Annotated in this window: 10 protein-coding genes and 1 tRNA gene; 7 read left to right on the top strand and 4 right to left on the bottom strand. The window is 65.5% G+C overall.

Annotation, left to right across the window (positions count from 1 at the left end; genetic code table 11):
- Positions 1–376: 376 nt before the first annotated feature.
- The 3 genes from FCU40_RS12320 to FCU40_RS12310 all read left to right on the top strand — a co-directional run bounded on the left by FCU40_RS12320 (position 377) and on the right by FCU40_RS12310 (position 3,634).
- On the top strand, positions 377–643 hold the full coding sequence (locus FCU40_RS12320) for a hypothetical protein (protein WP_206677340.1): 267 nt from the start codon (positions 377–379) through the stop codon (positions 641–643).
- Positions 644–791: 148 nt separating this feature from the next.
- The gene (locus tag FCU40_RS12315; protein ID WP_241693604.1) at positions 792–2,009 is read left to right on the top strand and encodes an MFS transporter; all 1,218 of its coding nucleotides are present in this window, start codon (positions 792–794) and stop codon (positions 2,007–2,009) included.
- The gene (locus tag FCU40_RS12310; protein WP_168075285.1) at positions 2,006–3,634 is read left to right on the top strand and encodes a glycoside hydrolase family 43 protein; all 1,629 of its coding nucleotides are present in this window, start codon (positions 2,006–2,008) and stop codon (positions 3,632–3,634) included. The genes FCU40_RS12315 and FCU40_RS12310 overlap by 4 nt, the downstream gene beginning before the upstream one ends.
- Before the next feature lie 208 nt (positions 3,635–3,842).
- On the opposite strand, the gene FCU40_RS12305 is transcribed toward FCU40_RS12310, so the two are convergent.
- Positions 3,843–5,696: a glycoside hydrolase family 2 TIM barrel-domain containing protein gene (locus tag FCU40_RS12305; RefSeq protein WP_241693603.1), complete on the bottom strand. Its 1,854-nt coding sequence runs from the start codon at positions 5,694–5,696 to the stop codon at positions 3,843–3,845.
- A gap of 144 nt (positions 5,697–5,840) precedes the next feature.
- Positions 5,841–8,345 (bottom strand): TonB-dependent receptor, encoded by a 2,505-nt coding sequence (locus tag FCU40_RS12300; protein WP_004622679.1) that lies wholly within the window; start codon positions 8,343–8,345, stop codon positions 5,841–5,843.
- Between the two features lie 381 nt (positions 8,346–8,726).
- Between FCU40_RS12300 and FCU40_RS12295 the strand changes: the two genes are divergently transcribed.
- Both FCU40_RS12295 and FCU40_RS12290 read left to right on the top strand, forming a co-directional pair.
- Positions 8,727–9,371: a TetR/AcrR family transcriptional regulator gene (locus FCU40_RS12295; protein ID WP_168075283.1), complete on the top strand. Its 645-nt coding sequence runs from the start codon at positions 8,727–8,729 to the stop codon at positions 9,369–9,371.
- A 152-nt stretch (positions 9,372–9,523) separates the two neighbouring features.
- Positions 9,524–9,613 (top strand) — tRNA-Ser (locus FCU40_RS12290).
- Positions 9,614–9,728: 115 nt separating this feature from the next.
- On the opposite strand, the gene FCU40_RS12285 is transcribed toward FCU40_RS12290, so the two are convergent.
- Positions 9,729–10,541, bottom strand: a complete 813-nt coding sequence (locus tag FCU40_RS12285; protein WP_168075281.1) for a DUF5677 domain-containing protein — start codon at positions 10,539–10,541, stop codon at positions 9,729–9,731.
- Between the two features lie 39 nt (positions 10,542–10,580).
- Positions 10,581–11,630 carry an alpha/beta hydrolase gene (locus FCU40_RS12280; protein WP_175582078.1) on the bottom strand — a complete coding sequence of 350 codons (1,050 nt, stop codon included), beginning with the start codon at positions 11,628–11,630 and terminating at the stop codon, positions 10,581–10,583.
- Between the two features lie 293 nt (positions 11,631–11,923).
- On the opposite strand from FCU40_RS12280, the gene FCU40_RS12275 reads away from it, so the two are divergent.
- On the top strand, positions 11,924–12,457 hold the full coding sequence (locus FCU40_RS12275) for a sigma-70 family RNA polymerase sigma factor (RefSeq protein ID WP_004622675.1): 534 nt from the start codon (positions 11,924–11,926) through the stop codon (positions 12,455–12,457).
- Positions 12,444–13,496 carry a FecR domain-containing protein gene (locus FCU40_RS12270; RefSeq protein ID WP_168075279.1) on the top strand — a complete coding sequence of 351 codons (1,053 nt, stop codon included), beginning with the start codon at positions 12,444–12,446 and terminating at the stop codon, positions 13,494–13,496. The genes FCU40_RS12275 and FCU40_RS12270 overlap by 14 nt, the downstream gene beginning before the upstream one ends.
- The last annotated feature ends 8 nt before the right edge of the window (positions 13,497–13,504 follow it).

Genomic DNA, 13,504 nt, shown 5'->3' with positions numbered 1-13,504 from the left:
GCGTCGCCGAAGGGCTTCGTCCTCTGCAAGGCCGTTCGAGGTGGGCGGCGGCTTGCCATCTTCGCCGGGCGCGGAGCGGGATCCCAAGCTGACCTGGGATCGCGCTGGGAGTTCGCGCGCGAAAATCAAAATTTCTGATCTATAGTTCCAGCTGCAATGTATCCAATAAACCATGATAATTAAACAGTAATCCGATTAAGATATCGGTCTTGTGTCGGATACTCGACTAATCGAGGTTGGTCGCGGTCAAATTTTATATTGTTCGTACTCAAATCGGGTGGTAATGTGTATAAATCATTGGCACCGATTATTGAGCGCTGATGGCTGAGAGGGAAGGCTTCCTTCACTCCCGCTCGCAGAAGCCGGAGCGCACTCCATGCCTACCTATCTCTTTTATCCTAGACGCGCGGATGGCGTGTCGCTGACCTTCATCGCCGAAGCCGCCCCGAACGACGTCGAGGCCATGGATCTGGCCGCCGAGATCGCCGAGGCGCATGACTGTGTCGGAGTCTTCGTCTGGGAGCCCGGCGAGCAGGACGTCAAGGACCGCTTCGTCGGCCGCGCGGAGCGCCACGCGACGACCCATGGCGATGTAAACCACGAACGTCCGGAGCGCGCGTCGGAGGCGTCCGCCGAAGCCTGAAATCCGACCGCGCCGATCAAGTCTGGACGTCGGGGCTTGTCGATGGTAGCGGTAACATCCAGCGAAGCCGACCCAACGGCTCGGCGGGAGGATGTCGCCGTTGTTTCCGAAAATCCGAGCCCTGCGCTGGTGGATCATCGGCCTCGTCATGCTGGGGGCGATCGTCAACTACCTGACCCGCTCGACCATGGGCGTGGCCGCCCCCACGGTGCTGAAGGACCTGGGCGTTTCGGTGAAGGAGTATTCCTGGATCACCAGCGCCTTCCAGCTGGGGATCATGCTGCAGCCGGTCTGTGGCTATGTGCTGGACACCCTGGGCTTGCGCACGGGCTTCGCGATCTTCGCCGCCGCCTGGTCGCTGATCGCCATGGCCCACGGCCTCACCCACGATTGGAGAGGTCTCGCGGTCTTGCGGGGGCTGCTGGGTTTCGCCGAGGGCTCGGCCCAGCCGGCGGGCATGAAGACGGTGGCGACCTGGTTCCCCGCCAAGGAGCGCGGCTTCGCCGGCGGGGTCTTCAACATCGGCGCCTCGATCGGCTCTCTGCTGGCGCCGCCGCTGGTGGTCTGGGCCGTCCTGACCTGGAGCTGGCGAGCCGCCTTCGTGCTGACCGGCGCGCTGGGCGTCGTCTGGGTCGCGCTGTGGCTGCTGCTGTACCGCTCGCCCGAGACCCATCCGGCCTTGACGGACGACGAGAGGGCCCGCATCGCCGCCGGCCAGGAGGCGCGGCTGGCCGAAGCTGGCCCGCGACCGTCGATCGTCTCGGTGCTCAAGCAGGGCCAGTTCTGGGGCATAGCCCTGCCGCGCTTCCTGGCCGACCCGACCTGGGGCACCCTGTCGTTCTGGGTTCCGCTGTACCTGTCCCAGACGCGGGGCTTCGACCTGAAGCAGATCGCCCTGTTCGCCTGGATGCCGTTCGTGGCCGCCGACCTGGGTTGCCTGGCCGGGCCGGCCATCGCCCACGTCCTGCAAGGGCGAGGGGTGTCGCTGATCAACGCCCGCCGCGTGGCCTTCACCCTCGGCGCGATCCTGATGACCGGCATGATGTTCGTCGGCAAGGTCCATAGCCCCTATGCCGCCATCGCCCTGCTGTGCCTGGGCGGGTTCGCCCACCAGACGCTGTCGGTCACCGTGATCACCATGGCCTCGGACCTCTTCCGCAAGACCGAGGTGGCCACCGTGGCGGGCCTGGCCGGGATGATGGGTAATCTCGGCCTGCTCATCTTCTCGCTGATGATCGGCGGGCTGGTGACGAGGATCGGCTACGACCCGTTCTTCGTGGCCCTGGGCGTGCTGGACCTAGCGGGCGCCGCCATCCTGTGGACCCTGGTGCGCGACCGCGCCCCGTCCGTGACTTCCAACCCGTGAGCGTCTCCGTGATCCGCAATCCGATCCTGCGCGGCTTCAACCCCGATCCGTCGATCGTCCGGGTGGGGGAGGACTACTACATCGCCACCTCGACCTTCGAGTGGTTCCCCGGCGTTCAGATCCACCACTCTCGGGACCTGAAGAACTGGCGCCTGCTGACCCGGCCGCTGACCCGTCCCAGCCAGTTGAACATGTTGGGCGATCCGGACAGCTGCGGCGTCTGGGCGCCGTGCCTGACCCACGCCGACGGCAAGTTCTGGCTGATCTTCACCGACGTGAAGCGCTATGGCCGCACGACCGTGGGCGGGGCGTCGGGCGCGTCTCTGCGCGACTTCCACAACTACCTTGTCACGGCCGAGACGATCGACGGCCCGTGGTCGGATCCCGTCCATCTGAACAGTTCGGGCTTCGATCCGTCGCTGTTCCATGATGACGATGGCCGCAAGTGGCTGGTCAACCAGCTGTGGGATCACCGGCCGGGCCAGAGCCGGTTCGCCGGCATCGTGCTGCAGGAATATTCGGTCGGCGAGGGCCGCCTGGTCGGTCCGCGCAAGGTGATCTTCGAGGGCACGGCGATCGGCCTGACCGAGGCGCCGCACCTCTACAAGCGCGACGGGTGGTACTACCTGGTCACCGCCGAGGGGGGCACCGGCTGGGGCCACGCGATGACCATGGCCCGGTCGCGGCGCCTCGAGGGACCTTACGACCTGCATCCCGACACCTACGTGCTGACCGCGCGCGATCGGCCGCATGTTCCGCTGCAGCGGGCCGGTCACGCGGATTTGGTCGATACCGCCGATGGCGAAACCTACGCCGTCTATCTCTGCGGCCGTCCATTGCCCAACCGCGGCCGCTGCGTCCTGGGTCGCGAGACGGCGATCCAGAAGCTGGTCTGGGGCGAGGATGGCTGGCCCCGCACCCTCGACGGCTCGGGCGATCCGACGCTGGAGACGCCGGCGCCGGAACTGCCCGAACGCCCCTGGCCCCACGCGCCGATCCGCGAGGACTTCGACGGCCCCGACCTGCCGATCGATTTCCAGTGGCTACGCACGCCCTATCCCGACGAGATCTTCAGCCTGACCGCCCGGCCGGGCGCCTTGCGGCTTTATGGCCGCGAGAGCCTGGGCAGCCTTTTCCGCCAGGCGCTGGTCGCTCGCCGCCAGCAGGCGATGTGCTATTCGGCGGCGACGACGCTGGACTTCGAGCCCGAGCACTTCCAGCAGGCGGCTGGCCTGGTCTGCTACTACAACGGTGCCAAGCTGCACTATCTGCACGTCACCCACGACGAGGCGCTGGGCAAGCATCTGCGGGTGATGAGCTGCCAGCCCGACAGTCCGCAGGCCGACAGCTTCACCCGCCCGATCGCGTTGGCGGCTGGGCCGGTGGAGCTGCGGGTCGAGGTCGACTTCGAGCGCTTGCGGTTCGCGTTCCGGCAGGGGCGGGGCGACTGGACCTGGCTGCCGGAGGTGTTCGACGCCTCGATCCTGTCCGACGAGGCCACGGCGCCGGGCGCGCCCAACTTCACCGGGGCGTTCGTGGGCATGGCGTGCCAGGACACCGCCGGAACGGCCGCGCCGGCGGACTTCGACTGGTTCGACTACGAGGAACGCGACTACCGCGCCTGACTTTCTCAGGGCGCAAAAGAAAACCGGCCGGCCTTGCCCTTGGGGCCCGGCCAGCCGGTCTAAACAAAAAGGTGTCGGACGCGGTGGGGTGCGCCGAGTTCTAGACACATCCAATGAGTCAGCCGCCGACGCAATGTCGAAGATCGAAAGAGCGTGCGGCGAAACGGCGCGGGTCTCCCCGATCCGGGGTCTGACGTTTTGGGACGGCCTACTTCCCCGCTTCCTTCGCCTCGTAAAAGGCCCGCAGCACGAAGAAGGCCGGCTTGCGGCGACCGGTCGGCGAGACCAGACCCTTGCGGTTCCAGCCCTGTTGATAGATCGGGTGCTGGCGGCGGGGCGCGCGGAAGTCCTTCAGGATCCAGGGCGACATGCCGCGAAGGGTCGGGATCGCCCGCGCCATGGCTAGGGTCTTCTCGTAGTACGCCTTTTGGAAGTCCTCGGAGAACTTGCGCTTCAGCACCGGGTCGCTGAAGCCCGACAGGGCGTCGGCCCCGAATTCGGAGAACACCATCGGCTTGTCGGTGGCCTTCCACGTCATGGACGGCAGGTCGTCCAGCGCGTCGTCGGTGTACCAGCCGTTGTAGGTGTTGGCCGCCAGCACATCCAGCTTGTCGGCCAGCGGGTCGTTCAGCCCGATCACAGGATGGCCGTCGACCGTCTTGCGGTCGGTCAGCAGAGCGGCGGTGACCAGGCGCGTGTCGTCCAGGGCCTTCACGTCGTCGACCAGCTGGCCGAGGAACCGGTTGCGGAGATCGGTGATCGGGGTCTCGTTGGCCACGCTCCACAGGATGATCGAGGCGCGGTTGCGGTCGCGGCGGATATTGTCGGCCAGCATGCCGCGCGCCAGGGCCAGGGTGCGCGGATTGCCGAAGTCGACCAGCCAGTAGACCGGGATCTCGCTCCAGACCAGCAGGCCCATCTCGTCGGCCAGGCGGGTGGTGATCTCGCTGTGCGGATAGTGGGCCAGGCGCACGAAGTTGCCGTGCAGCCCGGTCTTGACCTCGCTGAGCAGCGCCCGCGCCCCGGCCTCGGTGATGGTGCGCGCGGGGTTGTCGCCGAACTCCTCCTCGTGGACCGAGATCCCGCGCAGGAAGATCGGCTTGCCGTTCAGCAGGATCTCGCTGCCCTTGGTCTCGATCGTGCGGAAGCCGACGCGGTCGCTCAGGTGGTCGTCACGGCTCTCGACGGCGATGTCGTAGAGCTTGGGCTTGTCGGGCGACCATCGGACCAGGGCCTTGGGCGCGGCGGCCGAGACGTTCAGCACGCCGCTCGCGTCCGTCCTGCCGGCCACGTCGAGACCGAGCTCGGCGACGCGAACGTGCACGTCCTGACCCGCCGCCTGGGGGCCGTCCAGCTTGACGGTGGCGGCGATGCGGCCGTCGCGGGTCATCCGGACCCACGCCTCGTCGATGAAGGTCCCGGGGGTGATGACCAGGCGCATGGGCCGGGTGATCCCGCCATAGTTCTCCCAGTCGGTGACGGGCGGGGGCGCGCCGTCGGCCTTGGGCGTGGAGTCCACCCCGACCGTGAGCTGGTTTTGGCTGGCCCGCAGGACGTCCGTGACCTCCATCGAGAACGGCGTGAAGCCGCCCTCGTGCTCGCCGACCGGCTTGCCGTTCAGATAGACCTTGGCGGTGTAGTTGGCCGCCTCGAAACGCAGGAAGGCGCGCTGGCCGGGCTTCAGGGCGGGCGCGTCGAAGCGGCGCTCGTACCACATCAGGCCCTGGTAGTAGCGCAGGGTCGGGTCGTGGCCGATCCAGCCCTGGGGCAGCACAGCCGTCGGACTCCGGTCCATGTCATATTCGTAGAGCGCCGTCGGCTTGGCCTTCAGCAGGGCGTCGACATCGACATCGTCATAGCGCCGATGCCCCGCGCCGGGCGCGCCCCGGTGGAAGCCCTCCAGGCCGTCGCGATAGGGATCGACCGAATAATGCCAGGTTCCCGACAGGTCGCGCCCCTCGCGGGTGTCGGCGCGGGTCAGGGTCGGCGAAGAGGCGTTCGCGCCCAGCGGCGCCAAGAAGATCAAGGCGCACGCCGCGCCCAGCAAGGCCTTCAACACCATCGCTTCCTCCCAGCCCTTCGGCTTGTATGGCGCTGTTGAAGCACGGGTATGGTCAGGGCGCAATGAAAATTGGCCAGGCCAATTTGGATGGCAAAACGGCCCGACCGTGAGGTCGGGCCGTGAAGGTGGGATCTCTGGAGTTCGTTAGAAGCTCTTGCGGACCGTCACCCCGTAGGTGCGCGGCTGGGACGGATAGCCGCTGTAGCTGCCGTCCTGGGCCACGGTCGGGAAGGCCGAGATCAGGTACTTGTCCTTGGTCAGGTTGCGCGCCCAGAACATGATGTCGATCTGGTTGGCGCGGTTGGTGACGCCGATGGAGGCGTTGACCACGTTCTGGCTGTACGAGTTCAGGTTCGGCGGCACGGTCTCGGTCAGCTGGGTCTTGCTGACATAGTCGTACTCGACGCGGGCATAGCCCGAGTAGTCGTTGCCGAAGTCGTGGTTGATCGTCGCCGAGCCCGAGACGGTCCACTTCGGAATGCCGGCCGGGGTGTCGCCGGTCAGGTTGCGGAAGTTCGGACGCAGGCCGGTGGCCGGGTTCACCGGGCAGCGGGCGGTGTCGTAGTTCACGCAGGCCGCGCCGGTGAAGCTGTCATAGACCGGATCGAGATAGGTCGCCGCCGCCGTCAGGTTCAGCCAGCTGATCGGGCGCCAGGCGCTGTCGAACTCGAAGCCCTTGACCGATTCCTCGCCGGCGTTGACCAGGCTGTAGCCCAGGCCCGTATAGGCGTTGGACTGGAAGCCCTTGATCGACTGCTTGAACACCGCGACGTTCGCGTAGCCGCCGGTGAAGCTGGTCTTCACGCCCAGCTCGTAGACGTCGACGTTTTCCGGCTGGGCGGTGCGGCCCACGCCGTTGGCGTTCGGCGGACGGCTGTCCGAGGACAGGTTGTAGGCGCCGGCCTTCCAGCCCGTGGAGTAGCTGACATAGGCGTTGATGTGGTGGCCGAAGTCATAGGCCGCCCGGATCGCGTAGGTGACCTTGTCGCCCTTCAGCTCGCCCGACTCGGTGGCGTTCGGGAAGTTGACCGGCGCGTGGTTGGTCGTATTGGCGTAGAAGAACTGCAGCGCGCCCAGGGCCTGATACAGGTTGCCCGGCAGGCCGATCGCCTGGAACTGCGGCACGGCGGCCAGGTTCAGCGCCGAGAACGGGTCGTTCATGACCACGTTCGAGCTGGCCTTCTTGTCATCCGACAGATAGGCGAGGCCGCCGGTGATCGTCAGCTTGTCGGTGACCTTGTAGTCGGCCTGGCCGAAGATCGAATACGACCGCTGGGTCATGCTGTAGTAGTCGTTCAGGCCTTGGCCCGCCTGGAAGTAGGTCGAACCCGGCTTGACCAGGGTCGGCGTGGCCAGGCTCTGCAGGAATTCCAGCGCGTAGAGGTTCGACTTGCCGGTCAGGGCCGGGCGCAGCGTCGGGGGCAGGGCGCCGAGCAGGGTGGCCGGAACCGCGCCCGACAGGACGTCGGCGTAGGAGCGGATGTCCTTGCCGTAGGTGATGGTGCGGCCGGTATCGAGCTTTTCGTGCTCGTAGAAGCCGCCGATCAGCCAGTTCAGCGGGCCGTCGCTGTTCGACGCCAGGCGGACTTCCTGGGTGAACGTCTTGATGTTGTTGGCGGTGCGGTTGTTGGAGATATCCGCGCCCGAGAAGTCGATGTCCTGGAACGAGGCGTTCTTCTGGTTCCGGTAGGCGGTGATCGAGGTCAGCTTGGCAAAGCCGAAGTCATGGTCGATCTGGCCCGACACGCCCTTGCCCGACAGATCGTTCGACGGGTCGGTGTTGAACACCACGTTGTAGCTAAAGATGTCGTTCGGATTGCCGATCTGCTTGCCCAGCACCGCGCCGATCGCCTGGGTGGCCGGGCCGTTATAGATCTGGGCGACCGCGCAGCAGGTTTCCTTGATCTTGTTGTAGTCGGCGATGATGCGCACCGAGGTCTTGTCGGTCGGCTCCCACAGCACGTCGCCGCGCACCGACCAGCGGTCGCGGGTGTTGACGTCGTTGCCGGTGATCACGTTGGTGAAGAAGCCGTCGCGCTTGTTCAGGCTGCCCGACAGGCGGATCGCCAGGGTGTCGCTGAGCGGGGTGGTGAAGGTGCCCTTGATCTGTTTCTGGTTATAGTTGCCCATCGTGGCCTCGACCTTGCCGCCGGTCTCGAACTGGGGCTTCTTGGTCACGATGCTGATGGCGCCGGCGGACACGTTCTTGCCGAACAGGGTCGATTGCGGGCCGCGCAGCACTTCGATGCGCTCGACCTCGGGAAGGTCGTCCAGGGCCGCGGCCGAACGCGAGCGGTAGACGCCGTCGATGAAGACGCCGACCGAGCTTTCGATGCCGTCGTTGCCGTTGCCGTTGCCGAAGCCGCGGATGACGAAATTCGTCTGGCCGGTGGCGTTGAACTGCGAAACCTTCAGCGAGGGCACGACCGACTGCAGGTCGATCAGGTCCTTGACCTGGGCGCGTTCGATCGTCTGCTGACCGGTGACGGCCACCGAGATCGGCACGTCCTGAAGGGTCTGTTCGCGCTTGGTGGCGGTGACGACGATCTCTTCGATGGAATTGTTATCGGCGGCCTTCTGTTGCGCGAAGGCGGGCGAAGCGATGGCGAGCGCCAGGGCCGACACCCCCAGCAGGTGGACGTTTCTCATACCTAACTCCCTGTTTATATTTATTGATCGCCGCGTTTCTTCCCGCCCCAGCTCGAGCAATCCTGGGGTCTTCCGTGGGAAGGGCGGTCGTGATGACGTAGGGGAAGGGCGATCGGGGCCGGATCGCCGCCGTGCTGGCCTGGAAAGCCGAGACGGACGGTTGGGCCAGACCTTCAGTGCAGACGCTTTGCGTCATGTTTTCGCCCCAGCACGCCCGGTCTTGCATCCCGCGCGTGGCTACGCCGATTTTAATATGACCTCGATATTTTAGCGCAAGTTAGAATTTATCGGATTGATCCAAATCGCGTTCCGGATCAGCGTCACATTTCGGCGTTCGCTCGACGACAGAATCGAGCGCGCCGCGCGGAGGAGAGAGCGCGATTGGCGAAGGGTGCCGACCCCTCGGCCCTGACGGACGACGTCAGGCCGTTGGCGCAGAGCGAGAAGTCGGTCAGGAAACGCGAGGCGATCCTGCGGGCCGCGATCGAGATCATCAACGCCAGGGGCTTCGCCGCCGCGACCATGACCGACATCGCCGCCGCCCTCGATCTGAAGGACGCCGCGCTCTACTACTACTTCCCCAACAAGCAGGCCCTGGCCTATGCCGGCCACCAGCGTTCCCTGGAGCGGTTCGAAGCGCTCCTCCTGCGCGTCGACGCCGACGGCGGCACGGGGCTCTGCAAGCTGCGCCGCTTCCTGCGGGCCTTGCTCGATGACGCGGTCGACAACGGGCCGCAGCTGTATTTCGGCGACAACTCCTATCTCGACCCCGACCAGCGCCAGGCCATCGAGACCTGGGCGGCGCGTCTCTCCAAGCGCCTGGAGCGCTTTTTGGAGGAGGGCATGGCCGACGGCTCGCTGGCGCCGTGCGAACCGGAACTGGTGGTCCAGCTGATCCTGGGCATGTTGATCTGGCTCACCAAGTGGGCCCCGGGCACGCCGGGCCTGACCAACGAGCGGCTGCTGGGCGCCATCGAATCGATGGCCCTGAACGGGCTCGCCGGCCCCCGGGCCGGGCGGGAATAGGCCCCCGCGACCGCCCGCTCGGCCGCCTTCGGCCCCCGGGACGGCCCGTATCGCGTCTTTCGTCGGGAACGCGCTTGCTACCGGCCGGCCCCTGAGTATATTGCGCGCCTTCCCGCGCCGGGGGTCTCAACCACCCCCGACCCGAATGCGCTGGTGAGGTGGCCGAGTGGTTGAAGGCGCACGCCTGGAACGCGTGTATAGGGGAAACTCTATCGAGGGTTCGAATCCCTCTCTCACCGCCACGCATCTTCAATGAAATCAACGGGTTATTGGGATTTTTGGTGCCCGCAGTTTTGCGGACTATACGCGCTTGGTTGGAGGCTTTGATGACTCGGAAGTTGCCATCAGTTGGTTAGTCTAGGCTTCTGGGTCGCCGATGAGCTTCTTGTAGGCTAACCAGTGCGCCTCAAGCATGTCATCGAAATCGGTGGCGTTTGCGATCTCTTTGAAGGCAACAGTTCCGGCCAAAAGGAAGCAGCAGGCCAATTCGATCGTTGGCCCAATCTCCGCCGAGCTGCAGTCAGGACCCCACATAATATCCGCGCCGACGCCACCTTGTCTGTCGTCGACATATCGGTTCAAGGCATCAAGCATGGGATGGGCAGCGTCCGATGACAGCTGGCGGAAGAAAATATAGAGATCGTGTAGTCCTCCACGGCGCGCCATATCTTCAGCTGGAAATCCGCCGGTCGGGGTATTCTCTGACTGAAGCTTGTCGAGAAAACCCCGCAGTTCAGCCTGCGACTCTGGTGCCAAGAACTCATCTTGGTTCGACCGCTCAAGTAGCCAATAGGCTTTCGTTCTCCGCGAACCCATGTCATTGGCAATCATTTTATGGACGAAGGTCTGGTCCATTTTCACGGCGGCTCCGAGGGCGAAGACTGTCTCTAGGCATGTCCGAGCCAGCGTTCTTGCCTCGACTACAGCGCCGCGTTCGGCCATCAAAATGGCACCCTGAAAGTTTGATAGAGTTCGCACAAAGAGGAGCTGAGCGAGGTTCTTCTCGCTATAGCTCTTACTCTCTATCTTCACTCTGGCGGCTGCCATCAATTTCTGGGCGGTCTTGTTAAGGCCCTCGGCGAGTTCGAAGGCTTCCGCATTCGTGTGCCGATGCTCGCGAATGAACCGGCCAATGTCGGGCGAGAGGAAGCCCTGTTCCAAAATCGACATCGTCGCTCTCCTACTGCCTTGCAGAAGCGGTATGCCTAGCTAGCGGGTCCCCGCCGCCGCCTTCAGCGCCGCCAGCTGCCCGTCGATCATGATCCGGTTCGGATCGTGCCCCGTGCGCGGCAAGAGAACCCAGGTCTTCTGCGGCGCCTCAATTGCGTTGAAGTACGGCTTGGAGACGTCGGGAGGCGTCACGAGGTCGGCCTCTCCCTGCAGAATCCAGATTGGCATGGCGAACCTTGTCCCCAGCTTTCGCAGATCGATCCGCGGCCCCATGCCATCGCCGTGCAAGCCGACAAAGTTCAGGAAGGAGTAGTCCTCGCCCGCTGTGTAGTCGGCCTCGTAAGCAGGGGTGTCGTAGCCGGGACCGAAAGCGAACCAGTCCTTGGGCGGCGCCTCGGCGCCCTGAGCCTCGTACTTTCGAGTGATGCGGCGCAGGATCCCAAAGGCGCGAGGATCCGTCCAAGGCGGCGGGCCCAACGGCTGCAGCTTAGCAAGGGATTCGGAATCGCCCGCAGCCTTCGCCAACGCCAGGGTCTTGGCGTAGCTGGTCTGCATGTCCAGTTGATAGTTTACCAGCTGGGCCGTGCCGATGTAGGCGCTGAACAGCTCTGGCCGCGCCATGGCGATGTTGACGGCCAGGGCCGATCCCCAAGAGCCGCCCATCAGGATCACTTGGCGCTTGCCAAAGCGCTGCGCCGCGTAGCGCGCCATCTCGACCCCGTCTTCGGTCAGCCGCGCCATCGTCAAGGGCTCATCCTCGGCGGGCTTGTTCTCGCCGTAAGTCTTTCCCGCGCCGCGTTGATCCCATTGGACGACGGTAAAGTCCTTGGCCCAGCCGCCGAATAGGTTGTGGGCGAAGGGGGTGTTGGGGTTGCCGGGGCCGCCGTGAACGATCAGCACCACCGGATTGGCGCAATCCTGGCCGTCCACCGTGACCCATTGCCGGATGCCGCCGATCTGGACGAAGCCCTGTTCGCTGACGGGCCGACCTGGCGCGCGACAGGCGGGATTGAGTTCCGTCGCCCAGCTTGCCTCATTCCCGGCCATCAGAGCCATGATCGCCGTTGCGACCGCCCACAGACGTTTCATCGAGCCCCCGAGGTTCATCTCTCGCCGAGCCGTGGGGCAAGTCGGGCCGCACGGCAAGAGCGCCTTCGCCCAGTGTTAGCCTTCCCGAACAAGTGCTGGAAGGGCGGTTCCCAGAGCGGTCCCAACGGCGGCGACGGGCGCGATCGGGGCGCAGCGTCGGCAGGGGCGCGGCGGCGATCAACGAATAGTTTCAAACCGGGGCGGGGGAATTTTCGTCACGCTGCGTCTTCATACCTTGGGTGCGTCCATTTGCGGCGGGGCGCCGAGAGAGGTGACGTGACGGAGGGCGGGTTGTGAGGCGGGGAGGGCGTCTGGCCGCGGTCGATCCGGCCTCGCTGGCGAGCTTGGCGCTGTCCTATCGCCAGCCGCTTCTGCGGTTCTTCGCCCGACGTTCGCTGACGCCAGAGGCGGCCGAGGACTGTGTGCAGGACGTCTTCATGCGCCTGGCTCGCGTCGCCGATCCTGGTGTCGAGAACTCCGAGGCCTATCTGTTCAAGGTCGCGCGCCACGTTCTGATCGATCGCGCCCGGCGGGCCAGCGTCCGCTTCGAGGGCATGCACGATCCGATCGCCGACCTACAGCTAGTCAGCTCCGAGGGCTCGCCGTCGCGGATCCTGGAGGGCCGCGAGGCGCTGGAGCAGGCCGCCAAGGCGCTGCGCGAACTGCCCGAGCGAACCCGCAATATCTTTCTGCTGAACAGGCTGGACGGGCTGACCTATACCCAGCTGGCCGCGCGGTACGCCGTCAACGTTAAGGTCATCGAACGCGAGATGAGCAAGGCCTTAAGTCACCTTCGTCAACGGCTGCCCGATAATGACCGACGCTGAGCGCACAGAAGGGGAAGCGGCGGCCTGGGTCGTGCGTCTGCACTCGGATCAGCGCACGCAGAGCGACCAAGAGGCGTTCCGCGCCTGGCTCGACGCCGACGCGGCCAATGTCGAGGCCTTCTCGGCCCACGTGGCGATCTGGGACTCCGTGGCGGCCTGGGGCGATGACCGGGAGGCGCGGGAAATCCTGCAGTTCTCGCCGTTGTGGTCCGGCTTTGGTCGGCGGGTGGCGAAATGGGGCGTGTCGATCGGAGGGGTGGCCGTCGCCGCGGCGCTGGTCGTTTTCGTGTCGGGCGGTCTTCGGCTGTCGCAACACTATGCCACCGTACCGGGCGAGCTGCGCACCATCTCGCTCAGCGATGGCTCGACCCTGCTGATGAACACCGACTCCAAGGTCAGCGCCCGGTTCAGTCAGGGCGAGCGACGGGTCTATCTTGAGCGGGGACAGGCTTATTTCCGCGTGGCCAAGGACAGTCACCGCCCGTTCCGCGTGTTCGTCGGTCACGACGAGGTCCGCGCCGTCGGCACGGCGTTCGAGGTCCGGCGGATGGGAGACCGCGCCGAGGTGGTGCTGGAGGAGGGGCGGCTGGCCATCTTCCGCGGCGTGGAGCAGCCGGCCGACAAACCACTACTGCCTACGCGCGCGGCGTCGACGCCGCCAAAGCCTTTGCTCTACATGACCGCCGGCGAGGCGCTGGATCTCGCCGATCGGACCCCGCCTGTCGTGCAGCCGGCCAATGTCGTCCAATCCAGCGCCTGGCGTTACGGCCGCGTGGTGCTGGACGAAACCCGGCTGGAGGACGCCGCCGCCGAACTGAATCGCTATGGCGGTCCGCGCATCGTCCTGTCTGATCCGCGGCTCGCCGATATCCGCATCAGCGGCGTCTTCCATACCGGGCGGCCTCGCGACGTGGTCAGCGACGTCGTCCGCGCCTTTCCCATCAAGGTGGTGAAGGACGATGGCGAGCAGATCGTCCTGGCCATGGTCCCGTCGGCGAGCCCCGCCGACGCCCCGGCTGTCGTCAAAAATTCACGGTGAGTTTCCAG

Source organism: Caulobacter sp. SSI4214 (assembly GCF_012184455.1).
GTDB classification, from domain to species: Bacteria; Pseudomonadota; Alphaproteobacteria; order Caulobacterales; family Caulobacteraceae; genus Caulobacter; species Caulobacter vibrioides_E.
Note: the sequence above shows the minus strand (reverse complement) of the source record. Positions and strands in the feature narration are given on the sequence as shown.